The sequence below is a fragment of the Pseudomonas sp. P129 genome (assembly GCF_020312195.1).
GTDB classification, from domain to species: domain Bacteria; phylum Pseudomonadota; class Gammaproteobacteria; order Pseudomonadales; family Pseudomonadaceae; genus Aquipseudomonas; species Aquipseudomonas fragariae.
Window position 1 is genome coordinate 26,719 of sequence record NZ_JAGPYS010000014.1, and the last position, 22,015, is coordinate 48,733.

The following is a 22,015-nucleotide window of genomic DNA, read 5'->3' on the forward strand; positions in this document are numbered from 1 at the left end:
GGCGCACAGCATATAACCGGTACTGAAGGGCCACTCTCCATGTCTCAGGAACAAGCCTGGTTTCTTGAGACGTTAGTACCAGAGAGTATTGCTTATAACTTTCAGGCCATGCTGAACATTCGCGGCAACCTTGATATCAACGTGCTTGAACGTGCGCTGAACAGGGTGGTTGAACGCCATCAGTCACTGTCCACTGTTTTTGATGAGGTTGACGGAGAACCACGGCAAACTATCCAGGACGCCTGGTCCGTGAACATTCCGATCGTTGACCTGTCTGCCAGCAGTGAAGCGGTACGGCAGACCTACATGAATTCTATTGTGAAAGCTGAAATTGCCCAGAAGATCGAAGTGGCGAAACTTCCGCTGATTCGCTGGGTACTGTTCAAATTCAGCGATCAGTTCCACGTATTGCTGCATATCGAACACCACCTCATTCATGACGGCTGGTCATTCCGGCTGTTTCTCAAAGAGCTGAATCATTTTTACAATGAAGAAAAGGGCCGCGCGAATCAGGAGCCCCTTGAGCCGGTGATCCAGTTCATCGATTACTGCCAATGGGAGCGCGACTGGCTGGATTCGGCTGAAGGCCGTCAAGGCCGAGACTTCTGGTACGGACGTCTTGAAACCTGGCCGGCCTACACGCATTCGCCGTTTCCGGCAGAGAAGGACGCGCAAGCCGCATTGGATTTTGTCGGAAGTTCGGTGTCGGTGCCGCTGCCGGGTAAGTTGATCAGCGCACTGCAGGCGTATGGGTCGGAAAATAAATCCACCCTGTTCGAGACCATGTTTTCGCTGTTTGCCTGCGTGGTAGCGGCGCGTTCGGGTCAGACGCAACAGCTGATAGGCACCGCCGTCGCCAACCGTGACTTGCCGGGCATCGAAAACACCATCGGTATGCTGGTCAACATGTTGCCGCTGCGCATCGACATTGATGCGAATACGTCCTGGGCGCCTTTACTGGCAGCCGTGAAAGAAGAAATCCGCACGGCTTGCCTGCAGTCGCATGTACCGTTTTCAACAATGGTTGCCGATCTGAGTCCGGATCGTGTCACTCAGCAATTGCCGTACATCCAGGTTGCTTTCAGCTTTCATAACTCCATGTCCCGCACCCTGGACTTTGCGGACATTGATGTCGAGGTGGTGGAAGGGCTGGCAAACGGTTCTGCGAAATTCGACCTCAACGTCATTTGCGTTTTCGATGACGAAGTGAACCCGGCCGCTGGTGGTCGCTTCATGCTTGAGTACTCCACCGCTGTCGCCAAAGAGGCAGATGTCAGAGCGCTGATGGCCGATTTTCTTCACCTGGCTGGCGCCTGGCTCGAGCAACCTGCAGAAAGTCTCGCCAATGTACGCAAGGCTGCTGTGCTGGCCGCGCCGTCAGGCAGTTCTTCTGTCAATCCTGGTGTGGAATTCTGGAAACAATCACTCGACCTCGAAGCTTCGGGGCTTCTGCCTGACCATGCGCTTAATCGCGCAGTCAGCGGGCCGCTTGCGCGTCATGAAATCCCTCTTCCGGATGAAAGCCTTGCGCGCCTGTTTCAAGCGTGTGAGCAGCGCAACATTGAACCTGAGGCAGCGCTTTTTTCTCTCTATGCCGTAACCATGGCTCGTTATGGCGGGCATCAAACCGTCGTGGCCGGTCTGGGTACTGCTGCCGATGGACAGCGTCTGGCCATACCGTTGCCACTCAAGTTGACGCTCGCTGCGCATGACACGTTTGCCGATGTCTTCCTGCGCGCACAACAGCACTGCGAGCAGGCTCGTCACTGGCACAAATCTTCTGCCCAGGGTCTGGAACAAGCGCTTGATGACAGTGTTGCGGCCTCGGGAAGAGCGCCGCAGTCATTGATACAGTCGGTATTCTGCGACGGTGTTTCCGCGCGTGCAGAGCAGGGAGGCGCGTCGGGCAGTCTGCACTCGCCTCTCGAATTCGTCCTGGACCGTTCCAGCACAAAGGCCTCGTTGTCACTCGGCTATGCTGCTGATCTGTTCGCTCAGGAAACAGCCACTTCAATGGCCGGGCATTACGTCCAGTTGCTGGAAAAGGCCAGCGAATCACTGGACGAAACGCTGGCGCAAAGTCTATCGGCCCAGCACCAGGCTGCCATTCAGACACAGTGTGAAGGGCTTGACTCAAGCTATCCTGAAACGTCCCTGCACGCCATCGTCGAGGCCTTTGCGGCCACACAGCCCGAGGCCATCGCTGTGCGGTGCGGCGATGCAGTGCTGACGTACGCTCAGCTCAATGAATCCGCCGACAAAGTTGCCGACACATTGCTTCGCAAGGGCGTGCAGCCGGGTGACGTCGTGGGCATCTGCATGATGCGCTCCGAATTGCTGGTTGCGGCGCTGTTGGGCGTGCTCAAGGCCGGTGCATGCTACCTCTCGATCGACTGTGCATTGCCTGCAGAGCGTCGTAATTGGCTTCTGGAGGAGGCGGACGTCAAGTGGGCACTGATCGATGAGAGTGCTCCGGCTTTACGTGATGCAACCTCAACACTGTTGATAGGGCAGTTGGTGAATGAGCAGGACGACCCACGCGTGTCGCCGCTGGCCAAACCTGTCATCAGCGCGGATGCTCGCTGCTATTACATGTTTACATCGGGTTCCACGGGCACTCCGAAGGCCACGGCCAGTACCCACCGCGCGGTGGTGAGTCTGGTCAAGGGTACGGACTATATCGATATCAAGGGTGACGACCGCTTCCTGTTTTTCGCGCCCCTCGCGTTCGATGCGTCGACCTTTGAAATCTGGGGCGCCTTGCTGAACGGCGCGCAGTTGGTGGTTCAGCCTGGCGAAGCCGGCGGACTGGATGACCTGGCACACACACTGGAAAATCAGCAGGTCAGTGTGCTCTGGCTGACGTCCGCATTGTTCCAGGAGATGGTCGATCAATATCCTCAGGCGATGGCTGGCGTCAGGCATGTACTGACCGGCGGTGACGTTGTTTCGCCGCAAAGCATGCGCAGTTTGCTGGCACGCTCCACCGGGACGCTCACCATCTGTTACGGCCCGACTGAAGGCACGGTCTTTACCACGGCCTACAGCATGGACAAGGTCGAACAAGTGACTGACAAACCCTTGATCGGATGGCCGATTGCACAGGCCGATGCCTACATCGTGGATGTTTTCGGGCAGCTTGCCGAGCCCGGTGTTCCAGGGGAGTTATTCATCGGCGGCACAGGGATCACCGGTGCCTACCTCAAGCGTCCGGAACTGAGCCAGGAGCGGTTTGTGACGCTGGAGCGGTTCCCCGGCAAAACACTCTTCCGCACCGGTGATCTGGCGCGCTGGACCCCGGGCCGCGGTATCGAGTTCCTTGGACGCAGTGACAGTCAGATAAAGATCCGTGGCTTGCGTATAGAACCGGGTGAGGTCGAGCAGGCGATACGTCAATTGCCGGGTGTCACAGCGTGCTCACTGATTCTGCGCACATTGAACCTGGACAAACAGCTGGTCGCCTTCGTCAGTCTGGACGGAAGCGTTGCACTGGATGAGCAACAGATTCGTGTGGCGTTGAGAGAATGCCTGCCCGACTACATGGTGCCTGCCGAAGTGCATGTGATCGAGCAACTGCCGGTCAATGCGAGCGGCAAGGTCGACAAGCGTGCCTTGCTTGAACTGGCGACTCAAAACGGCCGTGCAAGGGTTACCAGCGAGCGACCGTCGACGGCTCTGGAAAAATCCATTGCCGAGGTCTGGGCGCACATCCTCAACGTGCCGGACGTGGGTAGAAATGAAGACTTCTTCTCCATCGGCGGACACTCGTTGGCCGGTATGCGGATCATGTCGAGGCTGAGCAAGCAATTTGGCACTCGTCTGTCGCTGAATCTGCTCTTCGAGTATCCCAGCGTCGAGACGCTTGCAGGTGCTATCGAACGCTCGGCCGAGCCGTTGACGGCCTGACCGTTTTTCAGGCGCGTGGTGGGTAGCAACAGCACCCCCACGCGCTTTCTCACCTCTCAGCCTCCCAATTTACCTTCCTCGCAGCGACATCGGTCGCTGTCGAGGTGGAGATGGTCATGTCTCAAAAAAAGCCGGTCACTTCAACCACCGAGTCCGCTGTCAGGATGCCGACCCCGGCAGCCGGGGGGTTCCTGAATTTATCGCCTGCGCAAAAAAGCCTCTGGTTCATGCACCAGATGGAAGATGCCAGCGCCACGTACAATGTGCCTTTTGCGCTGCGTATTGACGGGGCACTGGATCGCGCGGCCCTCGAGCGGGCAGTGGACAGTGTCTATCAGCGCCAGAGTGCACTGCGCTATCGTTTTCCCTGTATCGATGGGCAGCCGGTGATTCGCCTTGTCGATGAGCAACTGCTGATTCGCAAGGTTGACCTGCGAGCCGAACCGGACAGCGAAGCCGCGCTGAAAGCGTTCGAGCAAAGCGAAGCGCGTTATGTTTTCGATCTTGAGCATGAAGCGCTTCTGCGCGCGACGTTGCTGCACTGTGCGACCGACGAGCATGTTCTGTTGATCAATGTTCATCACATCGTTTTCGACGGTTGGTCGATGCAGATCTTCCTCTCCGAAGTGGCCTCAGCCTATTCGGCGCTGGTGCGGGGCAGCGAGGTAAACGCGGAGCCGTTGAACTTCGACTTTGGCGATTATTTGAGTCTGAGCCCATCGAACGCTGAACGGGCTCCCGATATCGACCACTGGCAGCGGCGATTGGCCGGTGCGCCGCCGGTATTGCCATTACCGCTGGATAACAAGCGTCCGGCCGTTCAGCGTTACGCAGGCCAGCGTTGTCATTTTCAAGTGCCTGAAGCCGTCTCGGACGCGCTGAAAAACCTGGCAAGGGAGTGTCGCGTCACGCCCTATATGGTAGGGCTCGCGGCCTTTTCCGTGCTGCTGTATCGCTATACGCAAGAGGCGGATCTGGTCATCGGATCGCCGATGTCGAATCGGCAGTCCTCTGACCTGGAAGGCGTGATCGGTTTCTTCGTCAATACGCTGCCAAACCGGATCGATGCATCGGGTTCTCCTTCTTTCGTCGAGTTGCTCAAAAGAGTTCGTGCCTCGGTGCTCGATACGTTCGAGCATGCCCATGTGCCCTTCGATCAGATTGTCGAGGCCATTCAGCCCCCACGTTCCCTGAGCCATGCGCCGGTGTTTCAGGTGCTGTTCGATATGGCCAACGAAGATTTTTCGGTCGAGCTGGAAAACCTGCGCACTCGTGTTTATACGCTCGACTCCTGTACCGCCAAATATGACCTGAGTCTTACCCTGGCACTGACGGCGCGCGGCATGAGCGGCGCAATCGAGTATGACACCGCATTGCTGGATGAGCGCGCAGTGCAGGGGATGATTGATAGCCTGCTGATCATTATGGAGCAGGTGTCGCGCAACCCGGACGGGGCCATTGACGATTTTTCGCTACTGTCGTGCGAAGCTGTGGAGCAGGCGTTGCGCCTGGCCAATCATCAGCCCGCAGCGCCGCAGGCGCCCTTTGCACCTTTTCATCAATGGTTCAAACGCAGTGCCGCGCAGTGGGGCGAGGCGGATGCGCTGGTCTATGAAAACCGTCGTTACAGCTATGCGCAACTGGATGCAGAGGCCCGGGTACTGGCGGGCCACCTGCATGCTGCCGGCGTTCGGCGTGGTGACCGGGTTGCAGTGGTGCAACGCTATGGGCCAGAGGTCATCATCGCGTTACTGGCGGTGAATCAGGTCGGGGGCATTTATGTGCCGCTGGCGATCGACGATGCCCGTCATGCTGATCTGCTCAAGGACATCGAGCCCAGACTGGTGCTCACACTGAGCGCCTGTCAGGAGCAACTGAGGGGTTATCCATGCCTTGTGCAGGATGATTTGCCGCAGGCCACCGGCACACTGCACGAGAACGAATTCGAGGGGCGCAACACACAGCCGGAAGACATCGCTTACATTATTTTTACCTCCGGTTCTACCGGGCGTCCCAAGGGCGTCAGTGTCTCCCACGGCAGTTGGGTAAGTCTGCTCCAGGCGCTGGAGCAGACTTACGGTCAGACCGAGCCAGGTGTCACCGGCATTTTGCAGATGGCCAATTTCACGTTTGACGTATTCATGAGCGATGTGGTCCGCGCGCTGGCGGTTGGCGCACGGTTGATAATGTGCCCGCGGCAGAGTCTGGCTGACCCTGAACAACTCTATGAGCTGATCACGGCTGAACGGGTGACGTTGCTCGAGTTCGTGCCGGCGGTCCTGCGGCAGATGATACGTTACCTGGAAGAGACGGGACGGCGTCTGGATACCCTGCGTACGCTGACCTGTGGCGCGGATGTCTGGTTCGTCCACGAGTATCGGAAAATGCAGACGCTGTGTGGACCGCAGACCAGGGTTGTCAGTGTTTACGGAGTCACCGAGGCAACCTGCGAAAGCGCTACGTTCGAGCCCGATGCGGGGTGGTATGACCCTGAGCGCAGCTTGCCAATCGGCGGTCCGTTGCCGAACACGTCCCTGTACCTGGTCGACGCAACGCTGAATCTGGTACCGCGCACTGTCCCCGGCGAATTGTTGATTGGTGGCGGCGCAGTGGCGTCCGGTTACATGAATCGCCCTGAACTGAACGAGAAAAGCTTCCTGACAGGTTCGTTCTCGGCCAGCGGACGGTTTTTACCTGGCGTCGGCGAGCAGCGGTTCTATCGCACCGGCGATCTGTGTCGGCACATGCGCGACGGCACCATCGAGTTTCTGGGCCGCAGTGACAACCAGGTCAAGATTCGTGGCTTCCGCATCGAGTTGGGGGAAGTCGAGAGCGTACTTGCCGACCATCCGGACGTGAATGAATGCGCGGTGGTGACCCGCCAGTCACCAGGCGCTGAGGCCGAGCTGATCGGTTATGTACAAACCCGCGCTACAGCGCAGCAACTCAATGCCTACCTTGGCGAGCGCCTGCCGGGCCACATGGTGCCGCGCCTGTTGGTGGTCCTGGCGGCACTGCCCTTGACCGCAAACGGCAAGATCGATCGCAAGAGCCTGCCGGAGCCCGACTGGACGCAGGACTCACGCGCCTATGCCGCACCGCGTAACAGTCTGGAAGAGCAGCTTGTCGAAGACTGGCAACACCTGCTCAACGTGCCGCGTGTGGGCATTGACGACAATTTTTTCGAGAGTGGCGGGCATTCTCTGCTGGTCACCCAGGTCATTGCGCAGATCAAAAAACGCTTTGGTGTGGCGCTCAGCATTGCCAACCTGTTCGAAGGGCCTACCGTCGCCCAGGTCGCCGAAAAGATTATGCTGAGTATGATCCAGATCTCCCAAGGGGCCAGTGTCGCTTCCAGGCCGGCGGCGATCGGTCGCAGCAGCGGTATCGAGCGTCAACGTCTGTCGTTTGCCCAACGCCGACTGTGGTTGACCCAGCACAGTGAACCGGGCACTGCCTACAACATGCCGGAAATATGCCGGCTGACCGGGCAACTGGATATTCCTGCGCTGGAAGGTGCATTGAATCTGCTGCTTGAGCGCCATGAAGTCTTGCGCACGCATTTCACCCGTGAGCTTGAAACGTTTGTAGACACGCAGGGCGTCACGCAGAAAGAGCCGTTGGTTGTGACAAGCCACGCTGACAGCGCACGTGTACCGTTCAGGCTGCAAACCATCGCTCGCGAAGCGCTCACGGCTGCGCTGGAGGTGGAGGTGCACACGCCGTTCGTGCTGGACAAGGAACTGCCGATACGCGCGTTGCTTCTGCAGACGGCGTCGGATGAGCATGTTCTGTGCCTGACGCTGCATCACATCGCCTACGACGGCTGGTCGAGTGCCTTGCTTCGTCAGGAGCTGGCAGTGTTCTATCGGCACTTGACGCAAGGTGAGCGCATCACACTGAGCCCACTGGAGGCTCAGTATCAGGACTATGCGGCCTGGCAACGAAATCAACTCGAAACCGGGGCCTTCACGACTCAAATCGATGCCTGGAAGGCATCGCTGCAGGACTTGCCGCCGCCTCTGGTACTGCCTGTACGTTCCAGTCCGCGAGAAGGAAATCCGTTGGCTGGCGACTACGTTGCGCTGACTCTGCCTGGCGACTGCTCGGCAAGGCTCGATCAGCTTTGCCTGCGTCTGCAATGCACGCCGGCCATGGTCATGCACGCCGCGTTCGCGCTGCTGTTGCATCGCTACACCGGGCAGGACGACATTTTGATCGGCATGCCATTCTCGGGAAGGGACCATGATGAAAGTACGAACCTGATCGGGTTTTTCGTTAACCTGCTTCCGTTACGGCTGCGTTTGCGAGGCCCTCTGCGTGTGGCGCAGGTTATCGAACAGAGTCGTCAGGCCCTGCTTGCCGCCGAGGCAAATCAGTCGGTGCCGATCGATTACCTGGCGCAAGTGCTCAACCCGCAGCGGCTGCCGGGCAAGCATCCTTTTTTCCAGGCAGGCCTGGTGGTGCAGAGTACGACGGCCGTACCGCTTAGCTTGCCGCACGTGAAATCGGAAGAAATCTCCTTGGCCTCCACTGAGGTGAAGCTGGACCTGATGCTGGAGTTGCGTGCTGTCAAAGGCGAAGGGGTGAGTGGGGTATTCAAATATCGCACGTCGCTGTTCGAGCGTTCTGTTATCTCGGGCATGGCAGGGCATTTCCAGTGTCTGCTGGAAAATATGCTGGCTAATGACGAGCAGACCGTCGCGCAGGTGAAGATGCTGTCTGCAACCGAACAGCAGAGGCTGATCAGCCAGTTCAACGATACGGCGCGCGACTTTGGCGATGGCGATGTCGTCAGCCGTTTTGAACAGCGTGTACGTCAGACTCCCCAGGCTATTGCCCTTCAGTTGCAACAACGCTGCTGGACATACGCCGAACTGGACCGGTTAGCCAACGGCATCGCCCACGCGTTGATAAAGAAGGGTGTGCAAGCCGGTGAGCACATCGGCCTGTTCACTGGACGGCATCCCTATCTGGTGGCAGGCATGCTTGGCATCCTCAAGGCGCGCTGTGCCTTTGTCCCCTTGAATCCGCAGGATTCGATGGAAGGTGCGCTGGGCTACATGATCAAAGACGCAGCATTGCACCGCGTGGTGGGTCATCGAGGCTTGGCACACGAGCTTGCCGCTCTGGGGCTGGAGACGTTGCTGGTCGACGACTTCGAAGGTGACCAGGGCGAATGGTCTGCTCCGGCCTGCCAGCGTGAGCCTCAGGATCTGGCCTACATTCTTTACACCTCTGGCTCGACCGGGCAGCCCAAGGGGGTAATGGTTTCGCAGCGCAATATCGATAACACTGCGAATGCATTTGCGCGAACACTGGAACTGACTGGTCAGTCGCGCCAGCTGCAGTACTTTTCGCCAGTCTTCGACGGGGTTTGTGGCGAGGTGTTTCCGGTACTGATCAGCGGCGCCACACTGGTATTTGCAGCCTCTGAACAGCTGCTCCCGGGGCCGGATCTGGTGACGCTTCTGCGCGAGCAACGTATCACCCATCTGCAGATCACGCCGACGGCCCTGCGCTTGCTCCCCCATGCCGAGCTTGCCGAACTGAAAGTCATCATCAGCGCCGGTGAAGCCTGTCCGGCCAATGTCGCCCAGACCTGGGCAGCCGGCAGACGTTTCCTCAATGGTTACGGTCCGACCGAAACCACGGTGTATGCATCTGCCCGGGATTACTGGGATGAACGAGGTGCCTTGGTATTGCGGCCTCTGGACAACGTCAGAATGTATGTCCTTGACCGGTATCTGAACCCTCTTCCCTGCGGTGTACCCGGCGAGCTTTACATTGGCGGGAGCGGGGTGGCACAGGGTTATCTGAATCTGGATGAGCGCACCGCGCAAGCGTTTCTTCCCGACCCATACGGCGTTTCGCCCGAGGCGCGGCTGTACCGCACTGGCGACTTTGTCGTGCGTCAGTTCAACGGAAGCCTGAGCTATGTCGGGCGTATCGATAATCAGGTCAAGATTCGCGGTTTTCGCATTGAGCTGGGCGACGTCGAAACGCGCTTGAACGCGATAGCCGGGCTGGAGCAGGCGGTCGTGGTGGTCAAACAGGATGACCAGGGGCACAAGGCTCTGGTGGGGTATTACGTCGGCACACCGAGCGTGGCACAGGTACGTGCAGAGCTGGCCAGGGTGCTGCCGGCACATAGTGTGCCGGAGCGTCTTGTCTGCTTGCCCGAGCTGCCGCTTAGCCGTACTGGCAAAGTCGATCGCAAGTCGCTCGAAAATCGCGTTGATCAGCGCGCTCAGGAAGGCACTGCGGTCGGGACGCCGGCGACCCTTCCTGCAGCCGTCAGGCCTGCTGGAAAACGTCTGCACAACACGGTCAGAACGATCTGGCAGGAAGTGCTCGATTGCCAGGAAATCGATTCGGACGACAATTTTTTCGATCTCGGTGGCCACTCGTTACGCATCGTCGAGACGCAAAAACGTTTGAGCGAGCTTTTGCAGGCGCCCGTGGCCATGACAGACCTTTTCGAATACCCGACGCTGCGTGGTCTGGTCGCTCACCTGGAACGCTTGCATGGGCCGCTGCCGGAGGTTGGCCAAGCCAGCGAGGCATCACCTGCCATTGATCCAGGGAATCGCACGCTGGCGGTCGTCGGCATGGCCGGGCGCTTTCCGGGCGCCGCCGACCTGAGCGAGTTCTGGCAGAACATCACCGAAGGGGTGGAGTCGACTCTTTACTTCAGTGATGAGGTCATGCTCGCGCATGGCGTAAACCCTGATCTGCTGGAGCGTGCCGATTTCGTCAAGTGTGGCAATCGTCTCGAGGACGTCGACAAGTTCGATGCCGAGTTCTTCGGCTTTTCACCGCGTGAAGCACAGCTGATGGATCCTCAGCAGCGTATCTTTCTTCAATGCGCGTGGGCCGCGATGGAAGCCGCCGGTTACGGCGGCGCTCTGAACGATTTGCGTGTGGGCGTATTTGCAAGCGCGAGCACCAGCCATTACCTGCTCGATCACGTTTACCCGAGGCGCCAGGAGCTGCAACTGGAGAACATCCAGTGGTTGTTGGGTAATGGCCGCGATTTCATGGCTTCGCGTGTGGCTTACAAACTCAATCTCGCGGGACCTGCGATTACCGTCGAAACGGCTTGCTCCTCGTCACTGGTGGCGGTCCAGATGGCCTGCGAAAGCTTGCTGCGAGGCGAGTCGGATATGGTGATCGTCGGCGGTGCTTCGGTCGAAGCTCAATACTACGGTTACCAGGCGGCACCGGGCAGCATCATTTCCGTCGATGGCCATTGCCGGCCGTTCGATGCCCAGGCCAGTGGCACCACTGGCGGCAGCGGTTGTGCAGTGTTGGTCCTCAAACTGGCTGACAGGGCAATCGAAGATCGCGACCATATTCATGCCTTGATCAAGGGCGGGGCGATCAATAACGATGGCTCCAGTAAGGTCAGTTACACCGCGCCCAGTGTTCATGGGCAGGCCCAGGTGGTGAGCGCTGCACTCGATGCAGCGAATATCAGCGCAGATTCCATTGGTTACGTCGAGGCGCATGGCACCGGCACTCGTCTGGGTGACCCGGTAGAAGTCCGTGCGCTGACGCAGGCCTATACCAGCGCTTTGCCACATTTCACGCCGGGCTTTTGTGCCCTTGGTTCGTTGAAGAGCAACATCGGTCATCTTGATGCGGCCTCAGGCATCGCCGGGCTGGTCAAAGCCATACTTGCCGTGCAACACAACGTGCTGCCTGCAAGCCTGAACTTCACGCGGGCCAATCCCGAAATCGATTTCAGCGACAGCCCGTTTTATGTCAACACGACCTCCAGGCCGTGGCCGGCAGCGGCCTCGCCACGTCGGGCAGGCGTCAGCTCCTTCGGCATCGGCGGGACCAATGCGCATGTCATTGTCGAGGAACCTCCTCAACCGTCGGTACGCCCGCATGACGATAGCGAACGCTGGTACATACTGCCGTTCTCTGCACGCTCCGCAGCAGCGCTGGATCATCAGCGTCGGCAACTGATCACCTGTCTGCAGAATCCCGCAGCCGATCTACGCGATATCGCCTTCACGCTGGGAGAGGGTCGTACACGTTTTGCCTTCAGGGACAGCGTCGTCAGCCAGAGTATTGCCGGAGCCTTGCACGCGCTGCAGGCGCCTTCGTCCACAGCGCTAATGGAACGCAGGCAGGACCGTCCGATCGTGTTCATGTTCTCCGGGCAGGGCAGCCAGTACGCGGGAATGTTCAAGGGCCTCTACGACAGTGAGGCAGTATTTCGGCAGACAGTTGACCGCTGTGCAGTCATATTGCAGCGTTATGGCGTCGACATTCTGGCCTGTCTGTACCCGCCAGCGGGTAGCAAAACAGGCGACGCCCTGAGCCGGACGGAGATCGCGCAGCCGGCACTTTTTGTGGTCGAGTACGCGTGCGCCCTGTTGTTGCAAAGCCGCGGTATCCACCCGCAGGCGCTCATAGGCCATAGCCTTGGGGAGCTGGTGGCTGCCTGTTTTGCCGGGGTCTACAGTGTTGAAGACAGCTTGAAACTGGTTGTCGAGCGGGGCCGCCTGATGCAACGTCAAGCGCCCGGTGCGATGCTTGCCGTTGGCCTCTCGGAAGCAGACTGCGCGCGTTTTCTGGAGCCCGGCGTGGAGCTGGCTACCGTCAATGGGCCGCTGCAATGTGTCCTGGCGGGTGATTTTGAAGCCATTGCGCGGGTCGAGCGACAACTGGCCGAGGAAGGGCTCGTAGGGCGTGTACTGGATACCTCGCACGCTTTTCATTCCCGCATGATGGCTCCAGCTGCGCACGCGTTGAAGGCCGTTGTTAACGGGTTCTCTGTTCAGCCCCCGACTATCGCGCTCGTGTCCAACCACAACGGTGGTTGGTTCTCGATCGATTCGAGCAGCCAGAGTGATTATTGGGCGTCTCATCTGCTGGAAACCGTGCGCTTTTCTGACGGTATCGGGCTGCTTGCCGACGAACTGGAAGACCCGATTTTTCTCGAAGTCGGCCCGGGCCGTGCTCTTCAGAGTGCACTGAAATCCTATGCTGAGCCCTTGTGCGTGCTTGGTTGCACTCGGCATGCACGGGACAGCCGGTCGGACGAGGCGGCATTGGCGCAAGGCATCGCGTCATTGTGGAGGCAGGGGGCACGTTTCGGTTGGGCGCAGGCCACAGGGTGTACAGACGGCGCACGCGTGCCGCTGCCGACCTATCCGTTCGCGCGGGACAGCCACTGGATCGAGGCTGCCGGGACGGCTTCTTCAGCGCAGCACGAGGCACCGTTGTTCCTGCATTGGCAGCGTATGAATGGTAATCGCCGGCAGTTCCGGTTGAGCCTTTCGCCGCAACTCTGGCTGGTGGACGAACACCGGGTTTTCGAAGGAAGGCCAGTGCTTTCCGGCACCGGATGCGTCGAACTGGTGCGCAATGCCTATGCGCGTATGGAAGGTGTCGAGTCGATCGAGCTGAGTGATGTTTACTTCCCGACACCTCTGGTTCTGGAAGATGAGCAGGCCTCGCAACGCGTGCTGATTACGTTCAAGGATCACGCCGAGAGCACCGAGTTTTTCCTCGAGTCGGTATCGGACGAGGGTAACGGTCCGCAGCAGCGCACGATGCTGCACGCCCAGGGCTTCATCAAGCGCCACGACCGGGAGCGTTCCGTACCCACAGCGTTGATGCAGCTTCAGGCCGACCATGCTGACTGTCTTGCCGATGAAGTCGAACATGCGGCATTGAACACGCGTCTCGGCTTGTTCGGGCCTCGCTGGAAGTGCTTTCGTTCTATCTGGCTTAGTGAGGATGAGGGGTTGGCGCTCCTGGAACTCGATCAGGCGTTTGCCGCTGATGTTGAGCACTTTGCGCTGCATCCGGCGTTGCTCGACATGGCGACTGGTTTTCTCTCGATCATGGAAAACCGCGCCCGCAGATTGCCGTTCCATTACCAGCGCCTGACTATTCATGCACCACTGCGCTCCCGGCTTTACAGCCACGCACGGCGGGTCCGCAGTAATGTTTATGATGTGCAACTGTTCGAAGTCGACAGCGACGGCGGAGTCGGGGCGCTGCTGGCCGAGGTGACAGGCTTCACTTTGCGCGAGGAGCGAGTGGCATCGGAAGCACAGCGCACTGAGCCCCTGGACTGGTGCCAGGCGCCTGCATGGCGCCCGGCATTGCCGCCGAGGAGCGACTCGCCATTACAAGGGCCCTGGCTGGTTGTGATGCGCGGCGTTGCAGCCGATAACAGCATGCTCTTCTCGCTGCCGCCGGACAGTGTCTGCATAGCAGATGCCGGTGATTCCGGCACTGCGGTCGCGACAATTGCTCGCGGCGATGCTCAGGCGTATGAGCAACTGTTCAATACACTGGCGGCGCAAGATGCCTTGCCGAGTCAGATCATTTACATGGCTGGTCAGGCGCAACCGACGCACGGCGAACACGCTGCCATCAGGCTGTTTACCGATCTTATGTCGCTGGTACAGGCGTACATCCCTCATGCCGCAAACACCACTGTGTTGTCACTGGTGACCGAAGGTGCCTGCCAGGTGGATGACGATGAGCCGGTCAACAGCTGTGTAGCGACCTTGTCTGGTGTGGTTCGCACACTTGCGTGGGAGCTGCCACAGATTCAGTGCCGTCATTTCGATCTGCCGCTTGCCAATGCGGCGGAGAACGAGACGCTGCTGCTTCAGGCACTCCAGCACATCGATCCAGACCAGGCATCTCCGCTTGCTTCGACCCTGGCGTTGCGCAAACAGACGTTCCATGAGCCTTGCCTGCGAGCGCTGCAAGTCTCGCCACCTTCGCAGCCGTTCGAGGAGGGCGGGACCTACGTGGTTACCGGTGGTCTGGGCGGCATGGGGCTTGCGCTGGCCAGTCATCTGGCTGCGAAGGCAAAAGCCGTCACGTTAGTCCTGATGTCCCGTTCTGCGACAGTCACGGATGAGGTCGGGCAAGCGCTGCAGGCGTTGGAACAGCAGGGCGCGCGGATTCAACACATGGCGGTCGATTGCGCTGATCGCGAGGCTTTCACTGCAGCGCTGCACCAGGTCAGACTTCAGCATGGACGTATCTCTGGAGCCATACACGCGGCAGGCGTGCAAGCCAGCGGTCTCATTCAACTGAGCCAGGCAACTGCATGGGCACAGGTCATGGGCAGCAAGGTAGTCGGCACCGATGTGCTGATAGAGGTTTTGCGCCAGGAACCTGTCGATTTCATATTCCTGTGTTCGTCGTTGGCGTCGGTGCTGGGTGGTCTGGGCCAGGCGGATTACGCCGCCGCCAACGCTTACCTGGATGCTCGGGCGCAGGCGTGTCGTCAGGAGGGCATACCTGTGGTTTCGCTCAACTGGGATGCATGGGCGCAGGCAGGTATGCGTGTTGCCTATGACAGGGCACACCCCGAGCAGGCGCCGATTGACGATGTGCGCGGGCTGACCAACGCAGAAGGTTGCCAGTTGTTCGAGCTGGCCCTGGCGCAGAACACGGCTCAGGTCATCGTGAGCAAGGCGCAGGATCTGCAACAACTGATCGAGCAACTGCAGCGCGGCGGCGCGACATCGGCTGGCCGTGCAACACCGCTGTTCGACTCCGGGGCCGAGCGTGTTGCGCCACGCAATGCGGTGGAACAGGAAGTCGCGCAGTTGTGGCAAGAGCTGCTAGGCGGCGATATGCCGGGTGTGCTGGATAACTTCTTCGATCTGGGCGGGCACTCGCTGTTGGGCTCCCAGCTTATTTCGCGAATTCGTTCGCGCTTTCAGCAGTGCCTGACGTTGGCCGAGTTTCTCGATGAGCCGACCATCGAGCGAATCGCCCGTTCATTGGGCAGTGGCGCCGACGATACGCCCATCGATGCCGATGAAGCCGCCGTCCGCTACTGTCTGGTGCCGGTGCAGCGAAACGGCGAGGGGAGACCATTCTTCTGTCTGCCGGGCATGGGGGGCAACGTCAATCAAGTGCTTGGGTTGGCCAAGGCCATGGGTACGCAGCGGCCTTTTTACGGTCTGCAATGCCTTGGGCTCGATGGCAAGGCTGAGCCTCACCTCAGCGTCGAGGATATGGCCGAACACTATATTCGCTGCATGAAATCGGTTCAGGCGCACGGGCCGTATCTGTTGGGCGGGCATTCACTTGGCGGAAAAGTAGCGTATGAAATCGCCAGGCGTCTCGAAGCGCGTGGCGACCAGGTGGGCTTGCTGGCGCTGTTCGACTCGGCGGCACCTCCCTATACGCAAATGCAGGTGCCCACTGATGCTCAGGTACTGGGTTCGCTGCTGAGTATCTTCGGGCATTACTTCGACAAGCCGATCAAGCTTAGCCGCGAGGAGTTGCAGGCGCTCGAGCATCTGGATGATGAGGAAAAGATCCGCTACCTGAAAGACACACTGGAAAGTCACGGGTTGCTGGATGCGCGTGGCGATGAGGGAAGCATCCGGGGGCTGTTCAACGTGTACAAGGCTGCTGCCGCATTCGGTATGCGCTATGACCCGCCCAAAGTTGCGCTTGATGCCTCGCTGGTGCTGTTTCGCGCGGTCGACTCGATGCCCTCCGGCATCAACCTGCCCGAGATCCGCGACACGGATGCCTGGGGCTGGGAGTCGTTCAGTGCGGCGAAGGTAAGAACGGTCGATGTCTCGGGAGACCACTTTACCTGCCTGTCCGTCCACGCCCGGCAAATTGCCGATGTATTGATCGAGCAACTCGCCGAGTGTGATCGATAACCCGTTCTTTGCGGAACATGGCGAGCAGGCTCAGCGCCTGCTCGCCTACATTAATCAGTCTGAGGTCTACATATGTCTGGAGGTTACTCAAAAGGTGACACCCGTCCACCCATGCGCTTCATTCTTCTGATATTGGGGCTCGATGTGCTTGGCATCGGTCTGGCGATCCCTGTCATGCCGACGCTGATCGCGACTATCTGGCCATCGTCTACCGAGCATGTCTCGTTGGCGCTGGGTGTGGCGTTGACACTTTATTCAGCGATGCAGTTTCTGTGTGCGCCGCTGCTGGGGGCGCTGAGCGACTGCCATGGGCGTCGACCGATATTGCTTCTGGCGCTGGCCGGCATGTGCCTGGGCAATCTGATGGCTGGCTTCGCCGGCAGCCTGACGGTCTTGCTGATAGGCCGTGCCATCGCAGGAATCACTGCCGCCAATATCGCCACTGCGATGGCCTATATTGCGGACATCAGTGAGGGTGAGCAGCGCACGCATTTCTACGGTGCAGCGGGCAGTGTCATCGCCATAGCGCTTGTTTTCGGCCCGGTCATAGGCGGGGGACTTGCGTCTTACGGACCGCACTTGCCCTTTCTGGTCGCTGGCGGCCTGGCGGCAATCAACCTGCTGTATGGCTACATGAGGTTGCCGGAAAGCCTTGCGGCCGAGCATCGGCGTGCCTTCGAATGGCGGCGAACCAACCCGTTTGGCAGCCTGCGAGGACTCTGGAGTACGCAAGGCCTGCGGCCGTATCTGCTGGCTGCGACGTGCTCCTGGTTCGCCTACGGGATATTTCAAAGCTGCTTTGTGCTGGCCAATCAGATGCGTTATGGCTGGAGCATGCTTGAAGTGTCGTACGCATTGGCGGCACTCGCTCTGGGCATGGCGTTCGCGCAGCGCGTACTGGTACGCAAGCTGACGCCAATCATGTCCAACCAGCGGATCATCGTTACAGGTTATGCCTGTTGCCTGCTGGGTTATGGTTTCTATACGGCTGCTGCAAGCGTCTGGCTGACGGTGGTGGGCATGTGTTTCCATGCTGTCGGACTGATCGCCGAGCCGGCATTGCGCAGTGAGCTCTCGCGTCATGCCAGTGCAGGGCATCAGGGCGAGTTGCAGGGCGGGCTGACATCTCTGTTGAGTCTGGTGGGCGGTGTAGCGCCAGTGATTGGCGCCCTGATATTTGCGGGTAACGTTGGCTCAGGCCAGCATGTCCTGTGGCTGGGCGCTCCCTTTCTGGTCAGCCTGTTGATGTACGTGCTGGCGATAGGCTGCATCCAGAGGGGGAGAACTTCAGCCGCCTGGAACAGTTGATCCTCGCGCTGGTAACCCATCAGCCTCCGCCGAGCACCACACTCAGCGCGTTGCGTGCATCGTCCAGTTGCACCAGCGAGGCGTGGCGTGCGCCCAGCGCGTCGCGGTTCTGGATGGCGGTGAGGATCGCCTTGTGACGCGGCATGGCCAGTTCGTGCAGGTTGGGACGCTTGTTGGAGTATTTGAGCGCTTCGCGCAACGCCAGTGACAGCATGTTGCACAGGTGCGCCAGCAAGTCGTTGTGGGTGGCGTCGGCGATGCGGCTGTGGAAGTCGAGATCGGGTTGCAACAGGTCTTCCGGCGTCGGTGCGGCTTCCATGCGCAGGTAGGCTTCGTGGATCGACTCGATCTCTGCGTCGGTGGCATGCTGCGCGGCCAGTGCTGCAACTGCTGGTTCGATGACAGCGCGTACGCTGGTCAGCAGATTGAAGAAATCATTCTGCGGCGAGCTTTGCATGACCCAGTGCAGTACGTCCGGGTCCAGCAGATGCCATTCGCGACGCGCCTTGACCACCGTGCCGACACGCGGCCGCGAATAAACCAGACCCTTGGCCACCAGAACCCGCGTGGCTTCACGCAGGACCGGGCGGCTGACGGCATACTCTTCGCAGAGCAACGCTTCGGCAGGCAGCTTTTCGTCAGGCTTGAAACGGCCGGACACGATTTGCATGCCCAGTTCCTGGACAATACGGGCGTGCATGCTTTTTCGGTCGGAAGGCTTTCGATAATCCATGGGAACGCTGGTCGGTCCTGGCGGTAATTGCTGGGCATCATACCATTGCGTAACACTTGCGGCGGCTGCCTGCGTCAGGCAAACCGCCGCTTTGGTCAGTGCGAGTGGCGGGGCACTTCGGAACCTCTGCAGCCGACCAGGAAGTCGAAATCACAGCCCTGATCCGCCTGCATCACCCGGTCTACGTACAGTTGACGGTAGCCACCGAGCAACAGCTGCTGCGGTGCCTGCCAGTCGGCGAGGCGCGATGCCAGTTCGGCTTCCGGGATGTCCAGATGCAGACGCCCGCCAGCGCAGTCCAGCTCGATCCAGTCGCCTTCCTTGACCACCGCCAGCGGTCCGCCCGCTGCGGCTTCCGGCGCCACATGCAGAACCACGGTGCCGTAAGCTGTGCCGCTCATGCGCGCATCGGAAATGCGCACCATGTCAGTCACGCCCTGCGCCAGCAGCTTGGCTGGCAAGCCCATGTTGCCGACCTCGGCCATGCCCGGATAACCCTTGGGGCCGCAGTTCTTCAGCACCATGACCGAGTTGGCATCGATGTCCAGATCCGGATCGTTGATCCGTGACTTGTACATCTCGAAATTCTCGAACACCACTGCGCGTCCACGGTGCTGCATCAGCGCCGGCGTCGCGGCCGAGGGCTTGAGCACGGCACCCAGCGGCGCGAGGTTGCCGCGCAGCACGCAAATCCCGCCGTCGGCGCGGATCGGGTTGTCCAGCGCGCGGATCACCTGATCTTCGCCATAGATGGGGGAGTTGCAGGTGTTTTCACCGATGCTTTTGCCATTGACGGTCAAGGCATCCGGGTTGGGCAGCAGCCTGGCTTCGTTCATGCGCCGCAGCACGGCGGGCAGGCCACCGGCGTAATAAAACTCTTCCATCAGGAAGCGCCCCGAAGGTTGCAGGTCGACAATCGTCGGCATGCCACGGCCCATGCGTGACCAGTCATCCAGGTCCAGGTCGACGCCGATGCGTCCGGCGATGGCCTTCAGGTGAATCACGGCGTTGGTCGAGCCACCGATGGCCGCGTTGACCCGGATGGCGTTTTCGAATGCGGCCTTGGTGAGAATCTTCGACAGGCGCAGGTCTTCACGGACCATATCGACGGCGCGCATGCCGGACATGTGCGCCAGCACGTAACGTCGCGAATCCACCGCCGGAATGGCCGCGTTGTGCGGCAGCGAAGTGCCCAGCGCTTCGGCCATGCAGGCCATGGTCGAGGCCGTGCCCATGGTGTTGCAGGTGCCTGCCGAGCGCGACATGCCTGCTTCGGCGGACAGGAATTCATCCAGGCTGATGGTCCCGGCCTTGTAGGACTCGTGCATCTGCCAGACGATGGTGCCGGCGCCGATATCCTTGCCTTCATGCTTGCCGTTGAGCATCGGTCCGCCGGTGACGACGATGGCGGGGATGTCACAGCTGGCAGCCCCCATCAACAGGGCAGGGGTGGTCTTGTCACAACCGGTCAACAGCACGACCCCATCGATAGGGTTGCCGCGAATCGCTTCTTCAACGTCCATGCTCGCCAGGTTGCGGGTGAACATTGCGGTAGGGCGCAGGTTGGATTCGCCGTTGGAAAACACCGGAAACTCGACCGGCCAGCCGCCTGCTTCGATCACGCCACGTTTGACATGCTCGGCGATCTGCCGGAAATGCGCGTTGCAGGGGGTCAACTCCGACCAGGTATTGCAGATGCCGATGATCGGCTTGCCCTGAAACTGGTGGTCGGCAATACCCTGATTCTTCATCCAGCTGCGGTACATGAAGCCATTCTTGTCGGCAGTGCCAAACCACTGGGCAGAACGGAGGGTCGGTTTTTTATCGGAGTCAGACATGATCGGCTCTCTTATTGTAAGACTTAATGGCGATACTGCTGGCTAAGGTAAGCCTAAAAAACGCGTATTGGAAGAGTTGTCAGTTTAAATAGTATTACTATATAGTCGGTCGTAGACGAGGGATCATCCTGGCGCATGTGCAGTGTTATTCAGCCCCCAGGCACAGAGGCGATCCCCGCAGGTTCCATAACAAAAACAATGGGAGACCGCCTACATGAGCCAGGAACTGCGGCTTATACGCCGCATCACGTTCAAACTGATTCCTTTCCTCATCCTGCTGTACCTGATCGCTTATGTAGACCGCTCTGCCGTGGGCTTCGCCAAGCTGCACATGGGCGCGGACATCGGTATCGGCGACGCGGCCTATGGTTTGGGTGCCGGGCTGTTCTTTATCGGTTACTTCCTGCTGGAGATCCCCAGCAACCTGATGCTCGAGCGTTTCGGCGCACGTCGCTGGTTCGCGCGGATCATGATCACCTGGGGCGCGATCACCATCGGCATGGCCTTCGTCCAGGGGCCGCACAGCTTCTATGTGATGAGGTTTTTGCTGGGCGCTGCCGAGGCGGGCTTCTTTCCCGGTGTGCTGTACTACATCACCCAGTGGTTTCCGGTGCGCCATCGCGGCAAGATCCTTGGCCTTTTCATCCTCTCGCAACCCATCGCCATGATGATCACCGGGCCCGTGTCCGGCGGTTTGCTGGGCATGGACGGCATACTCGGCCTGCATGGCTGGCAATGGCTGTTCATCGTCATCGGCACGCCGGCGATTCTGCTGACCTGGCCGGTGTTGCGCTGGTTGCCGGATGGTCCGCAGCAGGTCAAATGGATGGACCAGGCCGAGAAGGACTGGCTGACCGGTGAGCTGAAAAAGGACCTTGAAGAGTACGGCCAGACTCGCCACGGCAATCCGTTGCATGCCTTGAAAGACAAGCGTGTGTTGCTTCTGGCGCTGTTCTACCTGCCGGTGACCTTGAGCATTTACGGTCTTGGCCTGTGGCTGCCGACGCTGATCAAACAGTTTGGCGGCAGTGACCTGACCACCGGCTTCGTGTCATCGGTGCCTTACATTTTCGGCATCATCGGCCTGCTGATCGTGCCGCGCAGTTCCGATCGCCTCAACGACCGTTACGGGCATCTGGCCGTGCTTTATGTGCTGGGGGCCATCGGCCTGTTCTGCAGCGCCTGGCTGACCATGCCGGTGGCGCAGCTGGCTGCATTGTGCGTCGTGGCGTTCGCGCTGTTTTCCTGCACGGCGGTGTTCTGGACCTTGCCGGGGCGGTTCTTCGCCGGTGCCAGTGCCGCAGCCGGTATCGCGCTGATCAATTCGGTCGGCAACCTGGGCGGCTACATCGGTCCGTTCGTGATCGGCGCGTTGAAGGAAATCACCGGCAGTCTGGCATCAGGCCTGTATTTCCTGTCGGGCGTCATGGTCTTCGGGCTGCTGCTGACCGGCATCGTTTATCACGTGCTGGAGCGCAAGCATGCGCTGCCAGCGTCCGACTTCGCGGCGAGTGCCAGGGCGAGATAGGTTTTCAGCGGCCCATTATCTGGAA

6 protein-coding genes are annotated in these 22,015 nt (G+C 59.6%); 4 read left to right on the top strand and 2 right to left on the bottom strand.

Annotation, left to right across the window (positions count from 1 at the left end):
- Nucleotides 1-39 precede the first annotated feature (39 nt).
- The 3 genes from KBY02_RS23170 to KBY02_RS23180 all read left to right on the top strand — a co-directional run bounded on the left by KBY02_RS23170 (nt 40) and on the right by KBY02_RS23180 (nt 17,891).
- Complete coding sequence (locus KBY02_RS23170) at nt 40-3,906, top strand: non-ribosomal peptide synthetase (RefSeq protein WP_032657437.1); 3,867 nt, start codon at nt 40-42, stop codon at nt 3,904-3,906.
- A 116-nt stretch (nt 3,907-4,022) separates the two neighbouring features.
- Nucleotides 4,023-16,583, top strand: a complete 12,561-nt coding sequence (locus KBY02_RS23175; protein WP_225650786.1) for a hybrid non-ribosomal peptide synthetase/type I polyketide synthase — start codon at nt 4,023-4,025, stop codon at nt 16,581-16,583.
- 111 nt (nt 16,584-16,694) lie between these two features.
- Nucleotides 16,695-17,891 (top strand): tetracycline resistance MFS efflux pump, encoded by a 1,197-nt coding sequence (locus KBY02_RS23180; RefSeq protein ID WP_032657443.1) that lies wholly within the window; start codon nt 16,695-16,697, stop codon nt 17,889-17,891.
- 19 nt (nt 17,892-17,910) lie between these two features.
- Here the strand turns inward: KBY02_RS23180 and KBY02_RS23185 are convergent, their stop codons facing one another.
- A complete protein-coding gene (locus KBY02_RS23185; protein ID WP_003368499.1) occupies nt 17,911-18,624 on the bottom strand; it encodes a FadR/GntR family transcriptional regulator in 714 nt (237 codons plus the stop codon).
- Nucleotides 18,625-18,719: 95 nt separating this feature from the next.
- Entirely contained in the window at nt 18,720-20,462 is a 1,743-nt protein-coding gene (locus tag KBY02_RS23190) for an IlvD/Edd family dehydratase (RefSeq protein ID WP_024639094.1), read from the bottom strand.
- 214 nt (nt 20,463-20,676) lie between these two features.
- On the opposite strand from KBY02_RS23190, the gene KBY02_RS23195 reads away from it, so the two are divergent.
- Nucleotides 20,677-21,990, top strand: a complete 1,314-nt coding sequence (locus tag KBY02_RS23195; protein ID WP_011267191.1) for an MFS transporter — start codon at nt 20,677-20,679, stop codon at nt 21,988-21,990.
- Nucleotides 21,991-22,015 lie beyond the last annotated feature (25 nt).

Coding starts and splice junctions, on each gene's coding strand:
- KBY02_RS23170 (WP_032657437.1), top strand. CDS start 40: ATGTCTCAGGAACAAGCCTGGTTTCTTGAGACGTTAGTACCAGAGAGT.
- KBY02_RS23175 (WP_225650786.1), top strand. CDS start 4,023: ATGTCTCAAAAAAAGCCGGTCACTTCAACCACCGAGTCCGCTGTCAGG.
- KBY02_RS23180 (WP_032657443.1), top strand. CDS start 16,695: ATGCGCTTCATTCTTCTGATATTGGGGCTCGATGTGCTTGGCATCGGT.
- KBY02_RS23185 (WP_003368499.1), bottom strand. CDS start 18,624: ATGGATTATCGAAAGCCTTCCGACCGAAAAAGCATGCACGCCCGTATT.
- KBY02_RS23190 (WP_024639094.1), bottom strand. CDS start 20,462: ATGTCTGACTCCGATAAAAAACCGACCCTCCGTTCTGCCCAGTGGTTT.
- KBY02_RS23195 (WP_011267191.1), top strand. CDS start 20,677: ATGAGCCAGGAACTGCGGCTTATACGCCGCATCACGTTCAAACTGATT.